Consider the following 23,869-nt stretch of genomic DNA (forward strand, 5'->3'; position numbering starts at 1 on the left):
CCTGAATCCCTTGTAGCCTGCACGCATGCTGCCCGACATCGTCACCTTCTGGCACGGCCCGATGGACGCACTGCGCCAGACCTGTCTGCGCTCGCAGCTGGCTGCCGGCCACAAGGTCACGGTCTACAGCTTTGACACCATCCCCGGCCTGCCCGCCGGTGTCGGCAATGCGGATGCCGAAGCAATCCTGCCGCATGCGTTCTCCGAACGGTTGCGGCCGCCGCAGCCGGACGGCAGCTGGCGCGACTGGACCACGCTCCAGTTCAGCGATTTCTTCCGCATGAAGCTGATGGCGAAGAGCCTCGGCCTCTGGCTCGATGCCGACGTGCTGCTGCTGAGGCCCGTCGAGATCGATCCGGCAAAACCGTACTTCGCCTGGGAGCGGCCGCGCCAGCTCGGCAATTCCGTGATTTATCTTCCGCCCGAGCACGGCATCGTCGCCGCCTTCGAAGAGCTGATGGAGCAGGAGGAGCTGACGCCGAACTGGCTGTCGGTGCGCCATCGGATCACCTTCATGATGCGCCGCCTGCGCGGCGGCTCGAACCGTCTCTCCGATATTCGGGTCGCGATTTTTGGGCCGGCCGCACTGACCGCGCTCGCGCGCCGCACCGGCGCGTTGCAAAACGCCCTGCCGAAGCAATCGTTCTACGCCGTGCATGCCGAGCCGAAATTGTTCTTCGACCCATCGAGCTATCTCGGCCTCGTCACCGCCCCCGAGATCATCGGCCTGCACATCTCGCCGAAGGGCCGCGGCGGCGAGAAGCCGATTCCGGGCAGCCTGTATGCGTGGGCGGCGGAGAGATTCGCGTAGCTCTCCTCCGTGTCCCGGACGCGGTGCAGCGTGCAACGCTGCTCCGCAGAGCCGGGACCCAGCAATGCGGCGAGATGGGCCCCGGCTCAGCGGCGCACCACTACGTGCTGCGCCGCGTCCGGGGCACGAAACCATTTTCCTCGGCACATCTCATTTGATCCAGCGCAACGCGCTTCTGCACCATTGTGCCTAATGTCGCTCAAATTCCACGATCCCAACGGAGCTTCGCATGAGCACCGCCAGCAGGCCTTATCCCATCGTTCAGGATCTCATCGAGTCCTTCGCCAATTGGCTGAAGCATCGCCGCGAGCTGAACGAGATGCGGCAGCTCGACCGCGCCGATTTCGACCGGATCGCAAGCGATCTCAGGATCGCGCCTGACGATCTCGAGGAGCTGGTCCGCCACGGCAAGCATGCCGCCGACGAACTGCCGAAGATGCTCGAGCAGCTCGGCATCAACGCCGAAGGGCTCGGCCGGGCACAGCCGTTGCTGCTGCGCGACATGGAGCGGGTCTGCTCGCTCTGCAACAACAAGGGACAGTGTGACCGCGATCTTGCCAGCGGCACCGCGGCGGAGAACTATCACGGCTATTGCGCCAACGCCTCGACGCTGGAATCGCTCGATCGCGCGGATCTTGCGCCACGCTGAGATACGGCAAAGGGGTTTTCGCTGCCAAGTGGCCGTCGACGACGGCTGACAATGTCACGCGTGAGCCAGAATATTGACCAGTCGTCCGAAAGGATCGCGCACGTAAAACCTGCGTACGCCCCACGGCTCCGTCGCAGGCCCATACTCCAATGGAACGCCGGCTCGCTCCATTCTGCGCAATGCTTCATCCAGGTCATCGACTTCGATCGAAAGATCCGGCACCGGCGCACCTGAGCCGCCTTCACTTGCGATGCTCAGTTGAGGTGTCATTGTCGATGAGGCCGCGAATGTCGCGATCCATCCCTGGTCCATGACGACCTCCAAGCCGAGGATGTCCTGGTAGAATTGGCGCGCCTGCGATACGTCAGCCGCAGCGATGTTCGTGACGATGCGTTTCACCTTCATGGAGCGGCTCTCTGCTCTTCCGGCGACACAACTAGCCCTTCCCCATCGCCGCGATCGCGTCCGCGATCTCGATCGTGCGCCGCGCCATGTCGGCGTGCAGGCGCTCGACCATCGCGCCATCCAGACGGATCGCGCCGCGCGAGACGTTCTCCGGCAGCTCGAACGCCGCAATGATCTTGCGGGCGCGCGCGATGTCCTCCTCGGGCGGCGTGAAGATGGCGTTGCAGGCGTCGATCTGCGAGGGGTGGATCAGCGTCTTGCCGTCGAAGCCGAGATCGCGGCCCTGCGCGCATTCGGTGGCAAAGCCGTCGGGATTGTTGATGTCGCTGTAGGGGCCGTCGAGGATCTCGAGGCCGGCGGCGCGCGTTGCCAGGATGCAGTGGGTGATCATCGGGATCATGGCGGCGCGGCCAGGCAGCATCTTGATCCGCGTCTCGCGCGAGATGTCGTTCGGGCCGAACACGAAGCCTGACAGGCGCCTCGATGGATCGCGCCCGGCCGCAGCCAGTTCCTCCGCATGCAGCACGGCGCGCGCCGTCTCGATCATGGCCCAGACTTTTACGGTCGGCGCGGCGCCGAGCTCGGCAAGGCGTGCACCGATTGTCTGGAGGTCCTCGACGCTGGAGACTTTTGGAACCAGGATGCCATCAGGCGAGGCCTTGGCGGCCATCGCGACGTCATCGGCCCACCAGGGCGTGTCGAGGCCGTTGGTCCGGATCAGGATCTCGCGCTTGCCGAACCCCTTGGCCGCGATCGCAGCGGCGATGCCGTCGCGCGCCGCCGCCTTGGCGTCGGGGGCGACCGAATCTTCCAGATCGAGGATCAGACCGTCGGCGGCCAGATTCCGCGCTTTTTCCAGCGCGCGGGGGTTTGAGCCGGGCATGAACAAATGGCTGCGGCGCGGGCGGGTCATGCAAGCGTTCCTTCCGGTTTCCTCGAACCTGTTCTGACCGAAGCCGATAGCATCTGGCATGCCTATTCGAAAGGCTTGTTCGCCCCTGCGGCTTATGGTTAGGCATAGGCCATGGTCACATTCCCGAAGCATTTGCTGGAAGGCTACCAGGCCTTCGCCACCCAGCGGCTGCCGACCGAGCAGAGCCGCTACCGCGAACTGTCGGTGAAGGGGCAGTTCCCGGAAGTGATGGTGATCGGCTGCTGCGACAGCCGCGTCTCGCCCGAGGTCATCTTCGACGTCGGCCCGGGCGAACTCTTCGTCGTCCGCAACATCGCCAATCTGGTGCCGGTGTATCAGCCCGACGGCAACGCGCATGGCGTCTCGGCTGCGCTGGAATATGCCGTGACGGTGCTGAAGGTGAAGCACATCGTGGTGCTCGGCCACGCGCAATGCGGCGGCATCCGCGCCTTCGTCGACAAGATCGAGCCGCTCACGCCGGGCGACTTCATCGGCAAATGGATGCAGATGTTCATCAAGCCGGGCGAAGTGGTCGAGCAGCGCGACCACGAGACCATGGCGCAATTCGTCGAGCGCATCGAGAAGGCCGCGGTGTTCCGCAGCCTAGAAAACCTGATGACGTTTCCGTTCGTGCAGAAGGCGGTCGACAGCGGCCAGATGCAGACCCACGGCGCCTATTTCGGCGTCGCGGAGGGATCGCTGTTCGTGCTGGACAAGGCGAGCAAGGAATTCAAGAACGCGCGCGGCGCGGCGTGAATTCGTTACGCGTAGGGCGGATTAGCGAAGCGTAATCCGCCGCTGTTCGTATCCGCAGAGACAGAAGAGGTGGATTACGCCTTCGGCTAATCCACCCTCCGGCGCCGGAGTTACGCCGCCTTCTTCTTCGCGCTGATCAGCTTGCGGTTGATCAGCACTTCCGCGATCTGGATCGCGTTGAGGGCTGCGCCCTTGCGAAGGTTGTCGGACACGCACCAGAGCACGAGACCGTTCTCAACCGTCGCGTCCTCGCGGATGCGGCTGATATAGGTGGCGTCCTCGCCGGCGGCTTCATACGGCGTGGCATAGCCGCCGGACTCCTGCTTGTCGATGACGAGGCAGCCGGGCGCCTTGCGCAGGATGTCGCGCGCCTCGTCCGCGCTGATCGGATTCTCGAACTCGATGTTGACGGCTTCGGAGTGGCCGACGAACACGGGCACGCGCACGCAGGTCGCGGAGAGCTTGATCTTGGGATCAAGAATCTTCTTGGTCTCCGCCATCATCTTCCACTCTTCCTTGGTGTAGCCGTCCTCCATGAAGACGTCGATGTGGGGGATGACGTTGAAGGCGATGCGCTTGGGGAATTTCTTACTGACCAGTTCCTGGTTGGTGTAGACGGCCTTGGTCTGCGAGAACAATTCGTCCATGCCGTCCTTGCCGGCGCCCGACACCGATTGATAGGTCGAGACCACGACGCGCTTGATGTTGGCCTTGTCGTGCAGGGGCTTCAGCGCGACCACGAGCTGCGCGGTCGAGCAGTTCGGGTTGGCGATGATGTTCTTCTTCTTGAAGCCGGCGGTCGCGTCCGCATTCACTTCCGGCACGATCAGCGGCACGTCCGGATCCATGCGCCAGGCCGAGGAATTGTCGATCACGACGGCGCCGGCGGCGCCGATCTTCGGCGACCATTCCTTCGACACCTCGCCACCCGCCGACATCAGGCAGATGTCGACGTCGGAGAAGTCGTAATGCTCGAGCGCCTTGCACTTCAGGGTACGGTCGCCATAGGAGACCTCGACGCCGACGCTGCGGCGTGACGCCAGGGCCACGACCTCGTCCGCGGGGAATTGGCGCTCATCGAGGATGTTGAGCATTTCCCGTCCGACATTGCCGGTCGCGCCGACGACTGCGACTTTGTAACCCATCGTTCACTCTCCGATGAAAAAGCCCGTTCCTGAAGCTGACGCTTAAACAGGAAGAGCAGCGCTTCTATGCGAGAACCGGCCTCAAGACAACGTTGGACCATGCCTGAAGGCCGTGGATGCAGTCGCCTGAGGCCAGCACGGCCGCAACTCCCCAGATCCATCTGGCGCTCGCCAATTTCGCCGACGAGGTGGTCGGCACGCTGGCACGCCTGTTCCTCTATGTGGGGACGCTGGTCCTGTTTGCCATCCTCGGCCTCGCCGGCCTCGGCCAGCTGCCTGAGATGCGCGACGATGAGCCCGCGTCGAGGCCGGGGTGGGCCGAGGCTTCCCGCTCGCAGCCGGCCTTCGCCGTCAGCCGGCTCGATTCATCAGAGAAAACAGCCTCTTATACCATTCTCAGGCATCCCGAAGGGGGCCGCAGGGACGTGATGCGCTGGGCTGGCGAGGTGGACAAGCCGCTGGCCGAGCTCGAGATTTACCGGGAGGGCGGCGAGTTCGACGTGGCGCGCCCGGCAACCGAGGGCCTCGCCGTCCGGATGGGCCTCGGCGCATCTGCCGTGCTCGAGCAGGCCGGCCTGATCGACACGAAATTCGGTCCCGTCGCCCTGTTCAAGCCGACCGGTACGGACAAGGGCGCGTGCCTCGGCTATCTCAAGCGCAGCGAGGAGCCGGCGCTCCAGATCTCCGGCTTCTCCTGCCAGGGCGACACGCTGCCCGCCCAGCGCGCGGCGGTGGCCTGCACGCTGAACCGGCTGACGCTGCTGACCTCCGGCAACGAGCCGAAGCTGGCGGACTTGTTCGCCCGCGCCGAGCTCAAGCGTCGGCCCTGCACTCCCGCGGGGTCGCCGGACTGGCTGCTGGGCGCCGCCAATGCCCAATTGCGCGGAACGCTTTGACCTGCATCAAGGATCTGCATCAAGCTCAAGTGGCTGGTTTGCATGCAACTTTTGCCGGCGCGCACGATTATTCCGAGCTGGTGTGACCCAATAGACCTAGTTGCGGACACCCCGGCCGGGCTAGTATGGGGGTGAAATCGACTGGCGGCTTGCCGCCTGAAGGGGACGTGATGAGCTCGAATTTTTTTGCCGCGAACAAATTGGCGACGTTGCTTGCGGCGGGCGCCGCAATTGCGATGGCCTTCGCGACACCGGCTTCGGCCGACACCAAGCCCAAGCGCCATGACGAGCGCGGCCGGCCCTATTATGGCCCGAGCGGCCCCAACGCGGTCTATCAGCAGGGCCGCACCCGCCTCTATGTGAGCAAGCGCTCGTGGCTCGATGGCGGCACCGAGGTCAATCCGGGCGACCGCAAGTTCAGCGACTACGCCTTCCCGCCGGCCGTCGGCTATCCGTCCTTCGCCCGCGAGAATCTCAACCGCCCGATCGATCGCCAGCCGCTCGCCACGCCGGCCGATGTCGGCGGCTATCCGCAGAATTTCCCGCTGTACTGAGCGGACCTGTCGACCGAATCAAAATGGCCGGGCTCACGCCCGGCCATTTTTGTTCGTGCGGGATGCCGTAGGGCACACCTGCCTCTCCATCGTCATTGCGAGCGCAGCGAAGCAATCCAGAATCTCTCTACGGATCGATTCTGGATTGCTTCGACGCTTTGCTCCTCGCAATGACGGCTGAGGCTACGCGTTGGCCGCCGGGTCGTAGCGCCGGCAAAACTCCTCGATCGCCTCGGAGCGAAAATCGCCGAGGCGCTCGAAGATGAGCTCGTCGGGCCAATCCCACCAGGCAATGCGGCGCAGGCTGTCCGCGACCGAATCATCAAAACGCTTGCGGATGGGACGCGCGGGAACGCCGCCGACGATCGTGTAGGGCGCGACATCACGGCTGACGACCGCGCCCGCGGCGATCACCGCACCGTCGCCGACCGTGACGCCCGGCAGCAGGATGGCGGCGTGGCCGATCCAGACATCATTGCCGACGATCACCCGGTCGCCGCGGCGGTCCGCGAAGAAGTCGCGATCACGCGTGGCCGTCGCGTCGTAATATTCAGGGCAATAGGTGAAGCGGTGCTGGGACGGCCGGCCCATCGGATGGTTCGGCGCGCCGATGCGGACCGAGTTGGCGATGGCGGTAAACTTGCCGATCACCGCATCGGCGACGTCGCAGTGCTCGCCGAGATAGGAGTAGTCGCCAAGCGAGGCATATTCGATGCGCGTGTGGGCGAGGATCTCGCAGCGTCGCCCGATCTGCGCTTCGCGCCGGCGCACCGTCTCATGGATGATGGTTTCCGCGATCTTGGGGCGGGGCGCAGTGTCCATGAGGTGGCTTCCTTGGGGCCGTAGCCCGGATGGAGCGAAGTGCAATCCGGGAAGGTCCATCCGCAGGGCGAGAATCCCGGATTTCGCTTCGCTCCATCCGGGCTACGACTCCCGCGCTTACGCGTGCAGCTTCTGCAATTCCTTCAAAATCGCTTCGCCCATCTGCGTGGTCGAGGCGGAATTGGTGCCGTCCGACTTGATGTCGGCGGTACGCAGGCCGCTCGCCAGCACCGCGGCGATCGCGGCATCGACCTTGTCGGCGAGATCGCCCATGTCGAAGGAGTAGCGCAGCGCCATGCCGAACGACGAGATCATCGCAATGGGATTGGCGAGGCCCTTGCCGGCGATGTCAGGCGCCGAACCGTGCACGGGCTCGTACAGCGCCTTGCGCTTCTTGCTCTTGACGTCGACCTCGCCGAGCGAGGCCGAGGGCAGCATGCCGAGCGATCCGGTCAGCATCGCCGCGATGTCGGACAGCATGTCGCCGAACAGATTGTCGGTCACGATGACGTCGAACTGCTTCGGCGCCTTCACCAGCATCATGCCGCCGGAATCGGCGAGCTGGTGCTCGAGCGTGACATCAGGATATTCGCGCTTGTGGACCGCCGTCATGACCTCGTTCCAGAGCACGCCCGACTTCATCACGTTGCGCTTCTCCATCGACGTCACCTTGTTCCTGCGCTTCCTGGCAAGCTCGAAGGCGACGCGGCCGATGCGCTCGATCTCGTAGGTGTCGTAGACTTGGGTATCGACGGCGCGCTTCTGGCCGTTGCCGAGATCGGTGATGGTCTTGGGTTCGCCGAAATAGACACCGCCGGTGAGCTCGCGCACGATGACGATGTCGAGGCCTTCGACCGCCTCGCGCTTCAGGCTCGATGCATCCGCCAGCGCCGGATAGCACACGGCCGGACGGAGGTTGGCGAACAGAGCGAGATCCTTGCGCAGGCGGAGCAGGCCGGCCTCGGGGCGCACCTCGTAGGGCACCGCATCCCACTTCGGACCGCCGACCGCGCCGAAGATGATGGCGTCGGCGGCGAGCGCCTTGGCCATGTCGCCCTCGGAGATCGACACCTTGTGGGCGTCATAGGCGGAGCCGCCGACGAGGCCGGTGTCGGTCTCGAATTTGGCGATCCCGGCCGAATTGAGCCAGTCGATCAGCCGCTTCACCTCGCCCATCACCTCGGGGCCGATACCGTCGCCGGGGAGCAGCAGCAGTTTGTGGGTCGCCATCGTCGTTTCCTCTGAGATCGAATTTCGGCCGGAGTGCTAGAGCGGCGTTGCGCGCTTGGCAAGACACCATTGCCGCGGCGCGGCTGTGCAAGGCGGGCGGGGCCTGCCAGACTGCGGGACGCCGGAGTACCCCTGTTGCACGCCCCTGACAGCCCCCTGCCCGACGCCCGTCCCGCGCGGCTGATCCTGATCCTGTCGCTGGCGGCGACGGTCGGGCTCGGGATCGGCCGCTTTGCCTATGCCCTGGTGCTGCCCGACATGCGGGAGGACCTCGGCTGGTCCTACTCGGCTGCCGGTTTCATGAACACCATCAACGCCGTCGGCTATCTCGTGGGCGCGCTTGTGGCCTCCCGGCTGATCCAGCGCGTCGGCTGGTCGGCGGCGATCCGTGGCGGAACCCTGGTTTGTCTGGCCGCGCTCGCCACTTGCGCGCTGACTGGCAATTTTTTCGCGCTCAGCGCGGCACGGCTGGTGCTGGGCATCGGCGCCGCGGTCGCCTTCGTTGCCGGCGGCGCCCTGGCCGCGACCATCGCGCAGTCATATCCCGAGCGGGCCAATTTCCTGCTCAGCCTGTTCTATGCCGGCCCCGGTGTCGGCATCCTCTCCTCGGGGCTGATCGCGCCGTTCACGCTGCAATGGTTCGGCCCGGGCTCGTGGTGGATCGTGTGGTGGGCGCTGACGCTGCTCTCGGTCGCGATGGCGGTGCCGCTGTTCCTTGTCCGCATCGAGAGCAGGGCACGCTTCAGCGAAGCCAGCCACGCCTCCTTCGCGATTCCGCCCGTGCTGATCTATCTGGCGGCCTACTTCCTGTTCGGCGCGGGCTACATCGCCTACATGACCTTCATGATCGCCTATGTGCGTGACGGCGGCGGCGATGCGACGGCGCAGGCTGCGTTCTGGGGCCTGATCGGCCTCAGCGCTTTCGTCACACCCTGGGTCTGGCGGAGCGTGCTCGCGCTCGACCGCGGCGGTCTCGCCACCGCCATCATCCTCGGCACCAACGCGATCGGCGCCGGCCTGCCGATGCTTGGACACTCGACGGCGTGGCTTGCGACCTCCGCAGTGGTGTTCGGCGTCGCCTTCTTCGCCGTGGTCAACTCCACCACCGCCTTCGTCCGCTTCAACTATCCGCATGAGCAATGGCCGACCGCGATCGCGGCGATGACGATCTCGTTCGGCGTCGGCCAGACGCTGGGGCCGATCGTGGTCGGTGCGATCACGGATGCGCTGGGGAGCTTGAGCTACGCGCTCAATGTGTCGGCGGCGCTGCTCGCGCTGGGGGCGGTGCTATCGCTGCTCCAACGCAAGGTCGGGCCGGCCAAACAATCGGTGCCGTAGGGTGGATTAGCGCAGCGTAATCCACCACTTCTGTCCCAGCGAAAATCAAAGAGGTGTACTACGCCAACCGACTGCGCTTCGCGCGGCCGCTCGGCTAATCCACCCTGCGACAGCGGAGCCAGCATCAGCTGCCGCTGAACGAATTATACCCCTGGTCTTCCCAATAGCCGCCCTTGTAGTCGTTGGTGACTTCCATCGAGACCACATATTTCGGGTTCTTGAAGCCGAGTTTTGTCGGCACGCGGATCTTCATGGGGAAGCCGTAGGCGCGCGGCAATATCTCGCCCGCGTATTTGAACGTCATCTGGGTCTGCGGATGCAGCGCGGTGCGCATGTCGAGCGGCGAGTTGTAGCCGTCCTTGTCGGCGCACTGGAACCAGACATATTTGGCGCGGGTATCGGCGCCGATCAGCTTGAGGAAGTCGCGCAGCGGCGTGCCGGTCCAGCTTCCGATCGCGCTCCAGCCCTCGACGCAGATGTGACGAGTGATCTGCGTGACCTGCGGCAGCTTGTAGAGTTCGGGGAGCGTCCAGGACTTCTTGTTGTCGACGAGACCGCGCACCTCGAGCTTCCAGTCGTTGCCATCGACCTCGGGCGCGTCATCGAGATCGTAATAGGCGTTGAACGGGAACGGCTTTGTGATTGCGCTCTCGGGAAAAGTCGGCGCCAGCGCATCGGGATTGAAGATGAAGGCCTGCACCGCGTCGTTGAACTTCGAGACGGACTTCAGCATCTCCTCGGCCGACGAGGAATCAATCACGTCGCAGCCGGTGAGCAGCGTCAGCGCACCCAGGCTGGCGCCGCCCGCGATGAAGCGGCGGCGGGTGACATCGGGCATCGTCTTGATGGAGTCCTTGATCAGCAGCCGCTTGTCGACGCCGGGGATCAGGAATGAACGCTTGGCCATGGTTCTGCTCCCTCTCTAGCGACCGATGATCATCGCGCGCAGGCTCTTCGGCACCAGCAGCGCGAGGGCGACGTGGACGACAAGGAAGGCGCAGATCGCGGCCATGCAGAAGAAGTGGACGTAGCGCGCGGTCGGGTAGTCGCCGAACAGCGAGACAAGCCAATGCAGCTGCACCGGCTTCCACATCCCCAGGCCCGACAGCACGATCAGCACGCCGACCACGATGATGCCGGCGTAGAGCGCGCGCTGCACGTAATTGTAGACGCTGAGATCGTCATGGCTGAGCTTGAAGGTCAGCGCAGCCCTGATGTCGTGCAGCACGCCCGATGGCGTGATCGGCAGCAGCTTTTTCCGGAAGCGGCCGGTGGCAAAGCCGGTGACGAGATAAGCGAGGCCGTTGATCATCACGAGCCACATCGCCGCAAAGTGCCAGAGCAGGCCGCCGCCGAGCCAGCCGCCGAGCGTGTACTCGCGCGGGAAGCTGAAACCGAAAAGCGGTGAGGCGTTGTAGATCTGCCAGCCCGACAGGATCATCAGGATCATGGCGAGGGCATTGACCCAGTGCATGACCCGGACCCAGGCCGGCTGGATCACTCTGGCCGGGGTGGCGCTGACCTGCTCGTCGGTGACTGTAAGGCTCGACATGGTGGTTCCGTCCTGAAAGCCGTGTGACAGCAATTATACGCCGATGCTTCTGCTTTCGTTACGCCCGGACGGACATCGAATCGATGCCTGCGGGCTATCGTAGTCACAAAAAAGCGAGCCGGGTGGCCCCGGCTCGCCGTTTCAAAGCATCCGGTCTGGGGGATGAAACCGGACCTGGCGGTGTTACGACGCCGGCATCAGCACGGTGTCGACCACATGGATCACGCCGTTCGACTGGTTGACGTTGGAGATCGTCACCATCGAGGTGCCGCCCTTGGCGTCGACGATCCAGACCTTGCCGTCCTGCTTCTTCACCGTCAGCTCCTCGCCCTCGGCCGTCTTCATCTTCTTGCCGTCGGTGAGGTCGGAGGCTTCGAGCTTGCCGGGCACGACATGGTAGGTGAGGATCTTGGTCAGCGTCGCCTTGTTCTCAGGCTTGACCAGATTGTCGACGGTGCCGGCCGGCAGCTTGCCGAAGGCGGCGTTGGTCGGCGCGAACACCGTGAACGGGCCCTTGCTTTCCAGCGTCGGCACGAGACCGGCCGCCTTCACCGCCGCTACCAGCGTGGTGTGGTCCTTGGAGTTGACCGCGTTCTGGACGATGTTCTTGGACGGGAACATCGCGGCGCCGCCGACCATGACGGTCTTCTCCTCGGCACGGACGGGCGCGACGACGGTCGCGGTGATGGCCAGGGCGCTGAAGGCGGCGGCAGCGAGATAGGCAATACGCTTCGACATGGAGAGTCTCCCGATTGAATTGTGACCGGCAATGGCCGGTGCTTGAGTTGGGGCAACAACGGCGCCTGCGACAGTTTGACGTGAAGCAGTCACGCGTCGTTGGTCCGAACTACGGGACGGTCTGCGAAGTGGTTTCGGGAAATAATTTATCGTGATGCGTGAAACTATGGGGCGGCGCATCCGTGTGGTCGCGCCGAGTTCGGCGCTACGAGCCGGGCTAATCCCTGTTGTGCGGCGTCTGGATAAACCCGCGATTATGCGTCGGGCTGATCAGCAGCTCGTTGATACACACGCGCGGCGGCATCGATGCAATGAACGCGATGGTGCGCCCCAAATCTTCGGATTGCAGCATCTTGGCCTGCTCCGCCTCGCTCGGCACCACCGGGCGGAGTTTCAGGATCGGCGTCGCCACCTCGCCCGGCATCAGGCAGCAGGCGCGCAGGCCGTTGACGCATTCGTCCATGTTGAAGGAATGGGTCAGCGCCAGCACCGCATGCTTGGTGGTGGTATAGGCCGGGCCCGGCATCTTCGAGACGTGGCGGCCGGCCCAGGACGAGACGTTGATGATCGAGCCGTCCTGCTGCTTGCGCATCGTCGGCAGCACCGCGCGCATGCAATAGAGCACGCCGTTGAGATTGACCTGGACCAATCTGTCCCAGCCGTCCAGTTCCATGTCCTTCCAGTTGCGCTTGGGGACATTGATGCCGGCGTTGTTGACCAGGAGATCGATCCGGCCGTGCTTGGCGACAATCTGATCCGCCACCTTCTGGGCCTCGGCCGCGTTGGACACGTCCAGCGCAATCGCCTCGGCCGCCCCGCCCGCTCCGGTGATCTTGGCCACCACGGTATCCAGGGCGTCCTTGCGGCGGCCGGACACAACCACCATCCAGCCGTCGGCAGCCAGCGCCTCGGCGCCGGCCTCCCCGATCCCGCTGCCGCCACCCGTGACCCAGGCCACGCGTTTCCCGTTTTTGGTCATGCCAACTGTCTCCGTTGCTTCATTGGGGCGGTTTTTGCTAATCCAGCCCTCGGTTTTGACCGGCCTTGTTTGCCTTCTAGTTTGCCTTGCGGTCGAGGAAATCTTGCATGAACCAAGCTGCCAACGCCAATCTGTTTTCCCGCCTGTTCGACGGCCTCGACAACCCTGCACGCCTCGCGATCGAGACGCAGGACGGCGCCCATATCAGCTATGGCGATCTGATCGCGCGAGCAGGCCAAATGGCGAACGTGCTGGTCGCACGCGGCGTGAAGCCCGGCGACCGCGTCGCGGTGCAGGTCGAGAAATCCGTCGCCAATATCGTGCTGTATCTCGGCACTGTGCGGGCCGGCGCGGTGTATCTGCCGCTGAACACCGCCTATACGCTGAACGAGCTCGACTACTTCATCGGCGACGCAGAGCCGTCGCTGGTGGTCTGCGATCCCTCCAAGGCCGAAGGCCTCGCCCCGATCGCCGCCAAGGTGAAGGCCAAGGTCGAGACGCTCGGGCCCGACGGCAAGGGCTCGCTGACCGAGGCCGCAGACAAGGCCAGCAGCGAGTTCACAACCGTCCCGCGCACAAACGACGATCTCGCCGCGATCCTCTACACCTCGGGCACCACCGGTCGCTCCAAGGGCGCGATGCTGACGCACGACAATCTCGCGTCGAACTCGCTGAGCCTCGTCGGCTACTGGCGCTTCACCGACAATGACGTGCTGATCCACGCGCTGCCGATCTACCACACCCACGGCCTGTTCGTGGCGACCAACGTGACGCTGTTTTCGCGCGCCGCGATGATCTTCCTGCCGAAGCTCGACCCTGATCTCATCATCAAGCTGATGGCACGCGCCACCGTGCTGATGGGCGTGCCGACCTTCTACACACGCCTGCTCCAGAACTCCGCGCTGTCGCGCGAGACCACGAAGCACATGCGGCTGTTCATCTCGGGCTCGGCGCCGCTGCTCGCCGAAACCTATCGCGAGTGGTCGGCGCGCACGGGCCATGCCGTGCTCGAGCGCTACGGCATGACCGAGACCAATATGAACACGTCGAATCCCTATGACGGCGAGCGCGTGCCCGGCGCGGTCGGCTTCCCCCTACCCGGCGTGTCCGTGCGCGTGACCGAGCCCGAGACCGGCAAGGAGCTGCCGCGCGACGAGATCGGCATGATCGAGGTCAAGGGCCCGAACGTGTTTAGGGGTTATTGGCGCATGCCGGAGAAGACCAAGGCGGAATTTCGGCCCGACGGCTTCTTCATCACCGGCGACCTCGGCAAGATCGACGACAAGGGCTACGTTCATATCCTCGGCCGCGGCAAGGATCTCGTCATCTCCGGCGGGTTCAACGTCTATCCGAAGGAAATCGAGAGCGAGATCGACGCCATGCCTGGCGTGATCGAATCCGCCGTGATCGGCGTGCCGCATGCCGATTTCGGCGAGGGCGTCACGGCGGTGCTTGTCTGCAACAAGGGCGCTGAGGTCAATGAAGCCGCGGTGCTGAAGGCGCTCGACGGCCGGCTGGCAAAATTCAAGATGCCCAAGCGCGTCTTCGTGGTCGACGAGCTGCCGCGCAACACCATGGGCAAAGTGCAGAAGAACGTGCTGCGGGATACCTACAAGGATATTTACGCGAAAAAGTGAGGGGTGTTCGGCTCTCTCGCCGTCATTGCGAGGAGCCCTTGCGACGAAGCAATCCAGAATGCCTCTGCGGAAAGATCCTGGATTGCTTCGCTGCGCTCGCAATGACGGAGTGTGCAGTGTGCGCCCTGCCCCGAACTATCACTGCCCGCCCAGCAAGCTCATCACAAACCGGCTGCCGACGAGGAACAGATAGCAGCCGAACGCGACTTCCAGCGTGCGCTTCGACATCGCATGCGCGGCTCGCACACCGAGCGGCGCGGTGACGAGGCTCATCGGCATCACCAGCACCGCGCCGATCAGCGAGACGTAGCCGAGCGCGAACGGAATCTGCAGTGCCGCAACGGCCGGATAGGTCGCCGCCGCCGGCCAGCCGGCATAGATGTAGCCGAGCGCGCCGGGGATCGAGATCAGCACAGCCAGCGCCGACGAGGTCGCGACCGCCTGATGGATGGGACGGCCGTAGAAGGTCATCAGCAGGTTCGAGAACAAGCCGCCGCCGATCCCCATCAGCGTCGACAAAATGCCGACGCAGAAGCCGTAGATGCGCATCAACGGTCCATCAGGCAGGTCGTCGCCGAGCTTCCAGCCCTCACGCGCGAAGATCAGCCGCACGGCGGCCGACCAGGCGACGCAGACGAAGACGATCTTGAACAGCCGCTCCGGCGCGTAGCGCGCGACCACGCTCCCCGAGACGACGCCGATCAGGATCGGCAGCCACCAGACGCGCAGGATGGTCATGTCGACCGCGCCGCGCTTGTAATGCGCCTGGAACGAACGGATCGATGTCGGAATGATCACTGCAAGCGAGGTGCCGATGCAGAGCGGCATGCGCACGTCGAGCGGCACGCCAGCGATGCGGAAGCATTCGTAGAACACCGGCACCAGAATCGCGCCGCCGCCGATGCCGAACACGCCGGCCAAAAATCCCGAGAGCGCGCCGGTCGCGATCAGCAACAGCGCGAGCTCGACGATCTCCTTGATATCAAGACCTGTAATCACCCCTGACCTGCCCCGGCGACTGGTCGCAATCTCTCCGATACATCGGTGCGAAAAGCTGCGTGGGAAGCTTTAGGCGATCTGATTCGCGCGGTCGACACGCAGTGCCTCCCGGCTGGGGTGGATTGCAGGATGCGCATATCCAGGCTGGGCCAAACGGGATCGGAGGGAGTGCTGGCCAGCGACCGGCGAACGGGTCGGCGAGGCGACCGACCGCCCCCTCAGGCGTTTGGACGGCATGGTCCGTTTAGATGCGTTCCAATAGTGATTTCAATGCGCCTCGACGGCCGCAATAAAGAATGAATTAATATTCTCTCCTTGATCGTCACACCATAGCTCTGGTATACCAAGCCACTGATTGGGCTTGTTACATCAACGCTCTAGTGCTGAACCCCGGTTCGATTTATGGCGATTTGGTGATTGCGCAGGCCAAATCGACTCCGTAAATAGAGCCGACCTTTCGCGATCCCCGCGTGCCCCAAGCTGGGCCGCCATACAACATCAAAGCCCATGACCGCACGGATCGAACGACCGCTTTCACCACACATGCAAGTCTACCGCTGGACGCTGACGATGGCGCTGTCCATCGTCCACCGCGCCACCGGTATCGCGCTCTACGTCGGGACCCTGCTGCTGGTGTGGTGGCTGGTCGCAGCCGCCTCCGGCCCCGCCGCCTACGCCAACGTCCAGGCCTTCACCGGCAGCATCATCGGACGCCTGATCGTGTTCGGCTACACCTGGGCGCTGATGCACCATATGCTCAGCGGTATCCGGCACTTCGTGTGGGACCTCGGCTACGGCTTCAAGGCCAATGAGCGCGAAGCGCTGACCTGGGGCGCTCTGATCGGCGGCATCGTGCTCACGGTGCTGATCTGGATCATCGCCTACGCGATCGGAGGTGGACGATGAGCACGGCCGATACGCCCAAGCGCAGCATGCGCACCCCGCTCGGCCGCGTCCGCAATCTCGGCGCCGCCCATTCCGGCACGTCCGATTTCTGGCGCCAGCGCATTACCGGCGTCGCCATGACATTGCTGATGATCCCCGCGCTGGTGATCATCATGATCCTGTTCGGACGCAACCAGGTCGGCGCTGCGCAGATCCTCTCGTCGCTGCCCGTCGCCGTAATCCTGCTGCTCTTCATCTTCGCCTGCACCTGGCACATGAAGATCGGCATGCAGGTGGTGATCGAGGACTACATCCATAACGAGAAGCTGAAGCTCGTCTCGATCATGCTCAACAATTTCTTCACGATCGCCGTCGCGCTCGCCTCGACCTACGCGATCCTGAAGCTTTCATCCGGAGTGTAGCCCATGGTTACCGGAACATCGGCCGCAGCGGCGAATGGCAAGGGCAACGGCGCACCCGCCACCAACGGAAAAGCCTATCCGATCGAAGACCACACCTATGACGTCGTCGTGGTCGGCGCCGGCGGCGCGGGCCTGCGCGCCGTGGTCGGCTGCAGCGAGGCCGGCCTGAAGACAGCCTGCATCACAAAAGTATTTCCGACCCGCTCGCACACGGTCGCCGCGCAGGGCGGCATCTCGGCTTCGCTCGGCAACATGCACAAGGACGACTGGCGCTGGCACATGTACGACACCGTAAAGGGGTCGGACTGGCTCGGCGATCAGGACGCGATCGAATACATGGTGCGCAACGCGCCCGACGCGGTCTACGAGCTCGAGCATTGGGGCGTGCCGTTCTCGCGCACCGAGGACGGCAAGATCTACCAGCGCCCGTTCGGCGGCATGACCATGGACTACGGCAAGGGCCAGGCGCAGCGCACCTGCGCCGCCGCCGACCGCACCGGCCACGCCATGCTGCACACGATGTACGGCCAGTCGCTGCGCCACGCGGCCGAGTTCTTCATCGAATTCTTCGCCATCGACCTCATCATGGACGACCAGGGCACCTGCCGCGGCGTCATCGCGCTCAAGCTCGACGATGGCACGCTGCACCGCTTCCGCGCCCAGACCGTGATTCTCGCGACCGGCGGCTACGGCCGCGCCTACGCCTCCTGCACCTCGGCGCACACCTGCACCGGTGACGGCGGCGGCATGGTGCTGCGCGCCGGCCTGCCGATGCAGGACATGGAGTTCGTGCAGTTCCACCCGACCGGTATCTACGGCTCGGGCTGCCTCGTCACCGAAGGCGCGCGCGGCGAAGGCGGCTATCTCGTCAACTCCGAGGGCGAGCGCTTCATGGAGCGTTATGCGCCGTCGGCGAAGGATCTCGCCTCGCGCGACGTCGTCTCGCGCGCGATGACCATCGAGATCCGCGAGGGACGCGGCGTCGGCAAGAAGAAGGACCACATCTTCCTTCATCTCGACCATCTCGATCCCGCGGTGCTCGCCGAGCGCCTGCCGGGCATCTCCGAATCCGCAAAGATCTTCGCCAATGTCGACGTGACCCGCGAGCCGATCCCGATCGTGCCGACCGTGCACTACAACATGGGCGGCATCCCCACGAACTATCACGGCGAAGTCCTGACCAAGAAGGACGGCGACGACAACGCGATCATCCCCGGCCTGATGGCGATCGGCGAAGCGGCTTGCGTCTCGGTGCACGGCGCCAACCGCCTCGGCTCGAACTCGCTGATCGACCTCGTCGTGTTCGGCCGCGCCGCAGCGCTCCGCCTCGCCGAAAAGCTCACGCCCAATGCCAAGCAGCCGGAGCTGCCGGCGAACTCGTCCGACCTCGCGCTCGGCCGCCTCGATCATTATCGCTACGCCTCGGGCGGCACGCCGACCGCAAAGCTGCGCGAAGGCATGCAGCACGTGATGCAGAACAATTGCGCAGTGTTCCGCACCGGCGACATCCTGAGCGAAGGCCAGAACCTGATCGAGAAGGTCCACAGCGGCATTACCGACATCGCCGTCTCCGACCGCTCGCTGGTGTGGAATTCAGACCTCGTCGAGACGCTGGAGTTCGACAATCTGATCTCGCAGGCGGTGGTGACGATGAACTCGGCCGCCAACCGCACCGAGAGCCGCGGCGCGCATGCGCGCGAAGACTTCTCCGATCGCGACGACAAGAACTGGATGAAGCACACGCTGGCCTGGCTGGAAGATTCCGGCAAGGTCAAGATCGAGTACCGCCCTGTTCACGACTACACCATGACCAACGACGTGCAGTACATCCCGCCGAAAGCGCGCGTGTACTGAGCGAACAGCGAAGGCCTTAATCGAAATGGTTGAATTCGCACTTCCGAAGAACTCCAAGATCACCGGCGGCAAGACCTGGCCGAAGCCCGCGGGCGCGACCGACGTTCGCGAATTCCGCGTCTATCGCTGGAATCCTGATGACGGCAAGAATCCGAGCGTCGACACCTATTACGTCGACACGCACGACTGCGGTCCGATGGTGCTGGATGGCCTGATCTGGATCAAGAACCACATCGACCCGTCGCTGACCTTCCGCCGCTCCTGCCGTGAAGGCGTCTGCGGCTCCTGCGCCATGAACATCGACGGCCAGAACACGCTGGCCTGCACCCGCTCGATGCACGACGTGAAGGACGGCGCGGTCAAGATCAATCCGCTGCCGCACCAGCCGGTCGTCAAGGACCTCGTCCCCGACCTCACCAATTTCTACGCGCAATACGCCTCCGTCGAGCCGTGGCTGAAGACGACCTCGCCGACGCCGCAGAAGGAATGGCGCCAGAGCCACGAGGACCGCGAGAAGCTCGACGGTCTCTACGAGTGCATCCTGTGCGCCTGCTGCTCGACCTCGTGCCCGAGCTATTGGTGGAACAGCGACCGCTATCTCGGCCCCGCCGCGCTGCTCCAGGCCAACCGCTGGGTCTCGGATTCGCGCGACGAAGCCACCGGCGAACGCCTCGACAATCTCGAGGATCCGTTCCGGCTCTATCGCTGCCACACCATCATGAACTGCGCCAAGGCCTGCCCGAAGGGCCTCAACCCGGCGGAAGCCATCGCCGAGCTCAAGCTCAAGATGGTCGAGCGTCAGATCTAGACTCGCTCATGCTACGGCCCCCGGCCGCCACGGCCGGGGCATGCTACGATCGACGTCAGTTTGAGTAGAATTTGCCAAAACCCGCGCTGCGGGTGAACCTCCCGAGCACAACCAAGAACTACCAGTACAAGCCGCTTCCTTCGCGGCGGGAAATTCAGTTAAGCTTCCGGTCGGGGGACCGGGAGCGACCGTGCAGGGCGCGCAACGCAACTCGTTGAGACTCTTGCAGTGGATGATGGCTGCATCCCTGGCGCTGCCGATTGCGTTGTTCGCCATCGCCTCCGCGATCTCCTTCACCTCGACAAACGACATCGCCGACCGAGAGATCGAGCGCACGCTCGATGTCGCGCATGAGCATGCGCTCAAGGTGTTCGAGACCATCGACCGCAGCCTGTCCGAGCTCAACGAGGTCGTGCGCGGCCTGTCCGACGACGCCATCCGCCCGCGCGAGCCTGTGCTGCACCGGCGGCTGAAGCAGCTGGCCGATTCACTGCCGCAGCTCAAATCGGCCTGGATTTTCGACGCGGACGGAAGGGCGCTGGTCAACAGCCTCGCCTCGCCGCCGCCGGAGCTGGGCTTTGCGGACCGCGACTATTTCTACGTCCATGTCGACCAGACCATCGGCACGTTCATCGGCACGCCGCTGACGCCGCGCGCGCCCTATCAGGGCGCGCGCTTCTTCGGCGTGAGCCGCCGCCGCGATTCCGACGACGGCAGCTTCATCGGCGTGATCCAGGCCTCCGTCCTGCCGGAATATTTCGAAAGTTTCTACGCCCGGATCGGCTCCGATCCCGGCAGCTTCTTCGCGATGGGGCGCACCGACGGCGTGGTGCTGGCACATTTCCCGCGGCTCGACCGTGACATCAGGCTCGATCCGGGCGGACCGGTCGGCCGCGAAATTGCCGCGCACCCCGCGCACGGGCTCATGACCATCGCCTGGCCCTCGGACGGGATCGAGCGCCGCATCGGCTACCGGCGCGTTGCAGAATATCCGCTCTATATCAGCGCGGGGCTCGAGACCTCGGCGATCCGCGCGCGCTGGTTCGCCACCATGGGCCAGCATCTGGTGTTCGGCATTCCCGCGACAGCACTGCTGTTTCTGCTGCTAGCCTTCGCCTTCCGGCGCACCCAGCATCTCCAGGTGGAAGCCGCAGCACGGCGCGAAGCCGAGGAGGCGCTCAAGCACAGCCAGCGCCTGGAGGCGCTCGGCCAGCTGACCGGCGGCGTCGCCCATGACTTCAACAATCTACTGACCGTGATCCGGGCCTCCGTTGACCTGTTGAACCGGCCGCAGCTGACGGCGGAACGGCGGCAGCGCTACATCACCGCGATTGCGGACGCAGTCGCACGCGCCGCCAGGCTGACCTCGCAGCTTCTCGCCTTTGCGCGGCGCCAGACGCTGAAACCCGAAGTGTTCGACGTCGGCGAGCGGGTGCAGTCGCTGCACGACATGCTGGCCACGCTGCTTGGGCCGGCCATCGAGATCACGATACGGCTGCCGGCGGAGCCGTGCCTCGTCAATGCCGATGCCAGCCAGTTCGAGACGGCGCTGATCAACATGGCGACCAATGCGCGCGATGCCATGCAGGGCAAGGGCAGGATCACCTTCAGCGTCGAACCGGCAACGACCGTTCCGGACACGCTGGCGCATCTTGTGTGCAGTCACGGCTTTATCAGCGTCGCCGTCGGCGATACCGGGATCGGCATTCCCGCTGCGCGGCTCGGGCGCATCTTCGAGCCGTTCTTCACCACCAAGCAGGTCGGCCACGGCACCGGCCTCGGCCTGTCCCAGGTGTTCGGCTTCGCGCGGCAATCCGGCGGCGAGGTGACCGTGACCAGCGAAGTGGGACAGGGCAGCACCTTCTCGCTCTATCTGCCGCGCATGCCGGCGGATTTGCTGCCGCAGCAGCAGGCGCCGAACACGGCGCCGGCGGCGGCCGGCAGCGGCATGTCGGTGCTGGTGGTCGAGGACAATATCGAGCTCGCCAATTTCGCTGCCGATGGTCTCACCGAGCTCGGCTACAGCATCACGCTGGTGGACAATGCCAACGATGCGTTGGCTGAACTGGTCGTGGACGCCGATCGTTTCGACGTCGTGTTCTCGGACGTGGTGATGCCTGATATGACCGGGCTCGATCTTGCGCATGCGATCCGCGATCGCAGCATCGGCGTGCCGATCGTGCTGACCACCGGTTACAGCGAAGCGCTGTCGCAGGAGGGAAGCCTCGGCTTCGATCTCGTGCAAAAGCCCTATTCGATCGAGGAGCTGTCGCAGGTCCTGCACAGAGCCGCGCGGCTGCGGCGGGTGCGTGATGGCGCAGCCGAATGATCCGCCCGCGGGAACCAAAGGGAACCGTTTGATTTCCTTTGCGTTGTCCGCGCATGCAGAAGCCGGCCGCAAAGCGCGAAAAGGGCAAAAAGCCGCCCATCGTCGAGATCAAGGGTGAGAACGGCGAGGAGGTGACCCCGCCGCCGCCGGAGGTCGTCGAGCCCGATCCGGAGCTGTCGCCCGAGGAAGCCGAGCAGGCCCGCAAGGACTATCTGCTGACGCGGTTCTGGATCAGCGCCCGCGGCTTCTGGGGTCGCAACGGCGACCGGCTGGCGTGGCTCTACTCGATCGGCCTCGTCGTGCTGATCATCCTCACCGTCGGCTTCCAATACGGCATCAACGTCTGGAATCGCGCGATCTTCGACGCCATCGAGAAGCGCGATGCGGCCAGCGTGTTTCATCTCACGGCGGTGTTCTTCCCGCTCGCAATCGGCAGCATCGTGCTCGGCGTGGCGCAGGTGTTCGCGCGCATGGGCATCCAGCGGCGCTGGCGGGCCTGGCTGACGGCAAGCGTGCTGACGCGCTGGCTCAAGAACGGCCGCTACTACCAGCTCAACCTCGTCGGCGGCGACCACAAGAATCCGGAATACAGGATCGCCGAGGATCTGCGCATCGCGACGGACTCGCCGGTCGATTTCCTCGCCGGCGTCACCTCGGCGCTGCTGTCGGCCGCAACCTTCATCGTCGTGCTCTGGACCATCGGCGGCGCGCTCACCGTTACGCTTGGCGGCTCCGCCATCACCATTCCCGGCTTCCTCGTGATCGCCGCGATGCTCTATGCGGGAATCGCCTCGGGCTCGATCCTGGTGATCGGGCGCCAGTTCGTGCAGATCTCCGAGGACAAGAATCAGGCCGAAGCCGATTTCCGCTACACGCTGACGCGCGTGCGCGAGAACGGCGAGAGCATCGCGCTGCTCGGCGGCGAAGACGAAGAGCGCGACGGCATCGATCGCAACTTCACCAATGTGCTGCGGCAATGGGCCCGGCTCGCGGGCCAGCACATGCGCACCACGCTGGTGTCGCAGGGATCGAGCCTCGTTGCTCCCGTGGTCCCTCTGCTGCTCTGTGCGCCAAAATTCCTCGACGGCAGCATGACGCTGGGACAGGTGATGCAGGCGGCCTCCGCCTTCACCATCGTGCAGAGCGCGTTCGGCTGGCTGGTCGACAATTACCCGCGGCTCGCCGACTGGAACGCCTGCGCGCGCCGCATCGCCTCGCTGATGATGTCGCTCGATGGTCTCGAACGCGCCGAACAGGGCGACGGACTCGGCCGCATCAAGCGCGGCGAGACCAGCAACGAGACGATGCTGGAGTTGAAAGACCTTTCGGTGACGCTCGACGACGGGACCGCGGTCGTCGGCGAGACCGAGGTGGCGATCGAACCTGGCGAGCGGCTGCTGGTGGCCGGCGAATCCGGCACCGGCAAGAGCACGCTGGTGCGTGCCATCGCGGGGCTCTGGCCATGGGGCGACGGCAGCGTCAATTTCCATCCCGACCGGCGGCTGTTCATGCTGCCGCAGCGGCCCTATGTGCCCTCAGGCTCCTTGCGCCGCGCGGTCGCCTATCCCGGCGCCGAGGATGACTGGACCGTCGAAGAGATCGGCGAAGCCCTGCACAAGGTCGGTCTCGACCATCTCAAGGAAAAGATCGAGGAAGAGGGTCCGTGGGACCAAACGCTGTCAGGCGGCGAAAAACAACGCCTCGCCTTTGCGCGGCTGCTGCTGCACAACCTCGACATCGTCGTGCTGGATGAAGCGACCTCTGCGCTCGACGAGAAGAGCCAGGACAAGATGATGCAGATGGTCACCGACGAGCTGCCGAAGGCGACCATCGTCAGCGTCGCGCATCGCGTCGAGCTGGAGGCGTTCCACAGCCGCAAGATCGTGCTGGAACGGCGCAAGGGCGGCGCAAAACTCGTCAGCGACATCGACCTGATCCCGCGCAGGGGCAAGCGCAAGCTGCTCGGGCGATTCCTGCGGCAGCGGAAGGCGGCGCCGAAGAAGGCGGCGTAACGTCGTAGCCCGGATGGAGCGCAGCGCAATCCGGGAAGGTCTGTCCGCGAGGCGAGAGCCCCGGATTACGCTTCGCTCCATCCGGGCCACAGACTTCTCGTGAAGATTGGAGTCCCCGGCAAAACCGGCTATGCA

The 23,869-nt window shown here is 64.5% G+C and carries 23 protein-coding genes; 13 read left to right on the top strand and 10 right to left on the bottom strand.

Going from position 1 to position 23,869, the window contains the following annotated elements; translation table 11 throughout:
* Positions 1-25: 25 nt before the first annotated feature.
* Positions 26-811: a glycosyltransferase family 32 protein gene (locus AC1RR3_RS35725; protein ID WP_492829528.1), complete on the top strand. Its 786-nt coding sequence runs from the start codon at positions 26-28 to the stop codon at positions 809-811.
* 229 nt (positions 812-1,040) lie between these two features.
* A complete protein-coding gene (locus AC1RR3_RS35730) occupies positions 1,041-1,460 on the top strand; it encodes a DUF6455 family protein (protein WP_492829530.1) in 420 nt (139 codons plus the stop codon).
* A 54-nt stretch (positions 1,461-1,514) separates the two neighbouring features.
* Here the strand turns inward: AC1RR3_RS35730 and AC1RR3_RS35735 are convergent, their stop codons facing one another.
* Together AC1RR3_RS35735 and AC1RR3_RS35740 are read right to left on the bottom strand one after the other, a co-directional pair.
* Positions 1,515-1,865 (bottom strand): VOC family protein, encoded by a 351-nt coding sequence (locus AC1RR3_RS35735; protein WP_492829532.1) that lies wholly within the window; start codon positions 1,863-1,865, stop codon positions 1,515-1,517.
* 31 nt (positions 1,866-1,896) lie between these two features.
* Positions 1,897-2,778, bottom strand: a complete 882-nt coding sequence (locus tag AC1RR3_RS35740) for an HpcH/HpaI aldolase/citrate lyase family protein (protein ID WP_492829534.1) — start codon at positions 2,776-2,778, stop codon at positions 1,897-1,899.
* A gap of 111 nt (positions 2,779-2,889) precedes the next feature.
* Here AC1RR3_RS35740 and AC1RR3_RS35745 point away from each other — a divergent pair, with 111 nt between their 5' ends.
* Complete coding sequence (locus AC1RR3_RS35745; protein WP_492829536.1) at positions 2,890-3,534, top strand: carbonic anhydrase; 645 nt, start codon at positions 2,890-2,892, stop codon at positions 3,532-3,534.
* A 110-nt stretch (positions 3,535-3,644) separates the two neighbouring features.
* Here AC1RR3_RS35745 and AC1RR3_RS35750 read toward each other — a convergent pair whose 3' ends face one another.
* Positions 3,645-4,679, bottom strand: coding sequence for an aspartate-semialdehyde dehydrogenase (locus AC1RR3_RS35750; RefSeq protein WP_492829537.1), 1,035 nt, complete (start codon positions 4,677-4,679; stop codon positions 3,645-3,647).
* A 116-nt stretch (positions 4,680-4,795) separates the two neighbouring features.
* Between AC1RR3_RS35750 and AC1RR3_RS35755 the strand changes: the two genes are divergently transcribed.
* Positions 4,796-5,575, top strand: coding sequence for a hypothetical protein (locus AC1RR3_RS35755; RefSeq protein WP_492829539.1), 780 nt, complete (start codon positions 4,796-4,798; stop codon positions 5,573-5,575).
* 170 nt (positions 5,576-5,745) lie between these two features.
* Positions 5,746-6,129 (top strand): hypothetical protein, encoded by a 384-nt coding sequence (locus tag AC1RR3_RS35760; protein ID WP_492829541.1) that lies wholly within the window; start codon positions 5,746-5,748, stop codon positions 6,127-6,129.
* A 183-nt stretch (positions 6,130-6,312) separates the two neighbouring features.
* On the opposite strand, the gene AC1RR3_RS35765 is transcribed toward AC1RR3_RS35760, so the two are convergent.
* Positions 6,313-6,951, bottom strand: a complete 639-nt coding sequence (locus tag AC1RR3_RS35765) for a DapH/DapD/GlmU-related protein (protein WP_492829543.1) — start codon at positions 6,949-6,951, stop codon at positions 6,313-6,315.
* A gap of 117 nt (positions 6,952-7,068) precedes the next feature.
* A complete protein-coding gene (gene leuB, locus AC1RR3_RS35770) occupies positions 7,069-8,181 on the bottom strand; it encodes a 3-isopropylmalate dehydrogenase (RefSeq protein WP_492829545.1) in 1,113 nt (370 codons plus the stop codon).
* A 135-nt stretch (positions 8,182-8,316) separates the two neighbouring features.
* Between leuB and AC1RR3_RS35775 the strand changes: the two genes are divergently transcribed.
* Positions 8,317-9,519: a YbfB/YjiJ family MFS transporter gene (locus tag AC1RR3_RS35775; RefSeq protein WP_492829547.1), complete on the top strand. Its 1,203-nt coding sequence runs from the start codon at positions 8,317-8,319 to the stop codon at positions 9,517-9,519.
* 124 nt (positions 9,520-9,643) lie between these two features.
* Here the strand turns inward: AC1RR3_RS35775 and AC1RR3_RS35780 are convergent, their stop codons facing one another.
* The 4 genes from AC1RR3_RS35780 to AC1RR3_RS35795 all read right to left on the bottom strand — a co-directional run bounded on the left by AC1RR3_RS35780 (position 9,644) and on the right by AC1RR3_RS35795 (position 12,788).
* Positions 9,644-10,426 carry a molybdopterin-binding protein gene (locus AC1RR3_RS35780; RefSeq protein WP_492829548.1) on the bottom strand — a complete coding sequence of 261 codons (783 nt, stop codon included), beginning with the start codon at positions 10,424-10,426 and terminating at the stop codon, positions 9,644-9,646.
* Between the two features lie 15 nt (positions 10,427-10,441).
* A complete protein-coding gene (locus AC1RR3_RS35785) occupies positions 10,442-11,071 on the bottom strand; it encodes a cytochrome b/b6 domain-containing protein (protein ID WP_492829550.1) in 630 nt (209 codons plus the stop codon).
* A 183-nt stretch (positions 11,072-11,254) separates the two neighbouring features.
* Positions 11,255-11,809: a fasciclin domain-containing protein gene (locus AC1RR3_RS35790; RefSeq protein ID WP_492829552.1), complete on the bottom strand. Its 555-nt coding sequence runs from the start codon at positions 11,807-11,809 to the stop codon at positions 11,255-11,257.
* A gap of 217 nt (positions 11,810-12,026) precedes the next feature.
* Entirely contained in the window at positions 12,027-12,788 is a 762-nt protein-coding gene (locus AC1RR3_RS35795; protein ID WP_492829554.1) for an SDR family oxidoreductase, read from the bottom strand.
* Positions 12,789-12,895: 107 nt separating this feature from the next.
* On the opposite strand from AC1RR3_RS35795, the gene AC1RR3_RS35800 reads away from it, so the two are divergent.
* Positions 12,896-14,425 (top strand): malonate--CoA ligase, encoded by a 1,530-nt coding sequence (locus AC1RR3_RS35800; RefSeq protein ID WP_492829556.1) that lies wholly within the window; start codon positions 12,896-12,898, stop codon positions 14,423-14,425.
* Between the two features lie 138 nt (positions 14,426-14,563).
* On the opposite strand, the gene AC1RR3_RS35805 is transcribed toward AC1RR3_RS35800, so the two are convergent.
* A complete protein-coding gene (locus AC1RR3_RS35805) occupies positions 14,564-15,424 on the bottom strand; it encodes a sulfite exporter TauE/SafE family protein (protein ID WP_492829558.1) in 861 nt (286 codons plus the stop codon).
* A gap of 507 nt (positions 15,425-15,931) precedes the next feature.
* Here AC1RR3_RS35805 and sdhC point away from each other — a divergent pair.
* From sdhC to AC1RR3_RS35835, 6 genes are all read left to right on the top strand, one after another.
* Complete coding sequence (gene sdhC, locus AC1RR3_RS35810; protein WP_354231426.1) at positions 15,932-16,330, top strand: succinate dehydrogenase, cytochrome b556 subunit; 399 nt, start codon at positions 15,932-15,934, stop codon at positions 16,328-16,330.
* Complete coding sequence (gene sdhD / locus AC1RR3_RS35815) at positions 16,327-16,731, top strand: succinate dehydrogenase, hydrophobic membrane anchor protein (protein ID WP_492829560.1); 405 nt, start codon at positions 16,327-16,329, stop codon at positions 16,729-16,731. Before sdhC ends, sdhD begins: the two co-directional genes overlap by 4 nt.
* Before the next feature lie 3 nt (positions 16,732-16,734).
* Positions 16,735-18,585 (top strand): succinate dehydrogenase flavoprotein subunit, encoded by a 1,851-nt coding sequence (gene sdhA, locus AC1RR3_RS35820; protein ID WP_492829562.1) that lies wholly within the window; start codon positions 16,735-16,737, stop codon positions 18,583-18,585.
* 25 nt (positions 18,586-18,610) lie between these two features.
* Positions 18,611-19,393, top strand: a complete 783-nt coding sequence (locus tag AC1RR3_RS35825; protein ID WP_148774950.1) for a succinate dehydrogenase iron-sulfur subunit — start codon at positions 18,611-18,613, stop codon at positions 19,391-19,393.
* Between the two features lie 190 nt (positions 19,394-19,583).
* Positions 19,584-21,722 (top strand): ATP-binding protein, encoded by a 2,139-nt coding sequence (locus AC1RR3_RS35830; RefSeq protein WP_492829565.1) that lies wholly within the window; start codon positions 19,584-19,586, stop codon positions 21,720-21,722.
* Positions 21,723-21,775: 53 nt separating this feature from the next.
* On the top strand, positions 21,776-23,734 hold the full coding sequence (locus AC1RR3_RS35835) for an ABC transporter ATP-binding protein/permease (protein ID WP_492829567.1): 1,959 nt from the start codon (positions 21,776-21,778) through the stop codon (positions 23,732-23,734).
* Positions 23,735-23,869 lie beyond the last annotated feature (135 nt).

The sequence above is a fragment of the Bradyrhizobium sp. GW821-FHT13H05 genome, assembly GCF_058804065.1.

What these genes read in the sequence shown, in the direction of transcription:
- AC1RR3_RS35725 (WP_492829528.1), top strand. Translation starts at nt 26, where the DNA reads ATGCTGCCCGACATCGTCACCTTCTGGCACGGCCCGATGGACGCACTG.
- AC1RR3_RS35730 (WP_492829530.1), top strand. Translation starts at nt 1,041, where the DNA reads ATGAGCACCGCCAGCAGGCCTTATCCCATCGTTCAGGATCTCATCGAG.
- AC1RR3_RS35735 (WP_492829532.1), bottom strand. Translation starts at nt 1,865, where the DNA reads ATGAAGGTGAAACGCATCGTCACGAACATCGCTGCGGCTGACGTATCG.
- AC1RR3_RS35740 (WP_492829534.1), bottom strand. Translation starts at nt 2,778, where the DNA reads ATGACCCGCCCGCGCCGCAGCCATTTGTTCATGCCCGGCTCAAACCCC.
- AC1RR3_RS35745 (WP_492829536.1), top strand. Translation starts at nt 2,890, where the DNA reads ATGGTCACATTCCCGAAGCATTTGCTGGAAGGCTACCAGGCCTTCGCC.
- AC1RR3_RS35750 (WP_492829537.1), bottom strand. Translation starts at nt 4,679, where the DNA reads ATGGGTTACAAAGTCGCAGTCGTCGGCGCGACCGGCAATGTCGGACGG.
- AC1RR3_RS35755 (WP_492829539.1), top strand. Translation starts at nt 4,796, where the DNA reads ATGCAGTCGCCTGAGGCCAGCACGGCCGCAACTCCCCAGATCCATCTG.
- AC1RR3_RS35760 (WP_492829541.1), top strand. Translation starts at nt 5,746, where the DNA reads ATGAGCTCGAATTTTTTTGCCGCGAACAAATTGGCGACGTTGCTTGCG.
- AC1RR3_RS35765 (WP_492829543.1), bottom strand. Translation starts at nt 6,951, where the DNA reads ATGGACACTGCGCCCCGCCCCAAGATCGCGGAAACCATCATCCATGAG.
- leuB (WP_492829545.1), bottom strand. Translation starts at nt 8,181, where the DNA reads ATGGCGACCCACAAACTGCTGCTGCTCCCCGGCGACGGTATCGGCCCC.
- AC1RR3_RS35780 (WP_492829548.1), bottom strand. Translation starts at nt 10,426, where the DNA reads ATGGCCAAGCGTTCATTCCTGATCCCCGGCGTCGACAAGCGGCTGCTG.
- AC1RR3_RS35785 (WP_492829550.1), bottom strand. Translation starts at nt 11,071, where the DNA reads ATGTCGAGCCTTACAGTCACCGACGAGCAGGTCAGCGCCACCCCGGCC.
- AC1RR3_RS35790 (WP_492829552.1), bottom strand. Translation starts at nt 11,809, where the DNA reads ATGTCGAAGCGTATTGCCTATCTCGCTGCCGCCGCCTTCAGCGCCCTG.
- AC1RR3_RS35795 (WP_492829554.1), bottom strand. Translation starts at nt 12,788, where the DNA reads ATGACCAAAAACGGGAAACGCGTGGCCTGGGTCACGGGTGGCGGCAGC.
- AC1RR3_RS35800 (WP_492829556.1), top strand. Translation starts at nt 12,896, where the DNA reads ATGAACCAAGCTGCCAACGCCAATCTGTTTTCCCGCCTGTTCGACGGC.
- sdhC (WP_354231426.1), top strand. Translation starts at nt 15,932, where the DNA reads ATGACCGCACGGATCGAACGACCGCTTTCACCACACATGCAAGTCTAC.
- sdhD (WP_492829560.1), top strand. Translation starts at nt 16,327, where the DNA reads ATGAGCACGGCCGATACGCCCAAGCGCAGCATGCGCACCCCGCTCGGC.
- sdhA (WP_492829562.1), top strand. Translation starts at nt 16,735, where the DNA reads ATGGTTACCGGAACATCGGCCGCAGCGGCGAATGGCAAGGGCAACGGC.
- AC1RR3_RS35825 (WP_148774950.1), top strand. Translation starts at nt 18,611, where the DNA reads ATGGTTGAATTCGCACTTCCGAAGAACTCCAAGATCACCGGCGGCAAG.
- AC1RR3_RS35835 (WP_492829567.1), top strand. Translation starts at nt 21,776, where the DNA reads ATGCAGAAGCCGGCCGCAAAGCGCGAAAAGGGCAAAAAGCCGCCCATC.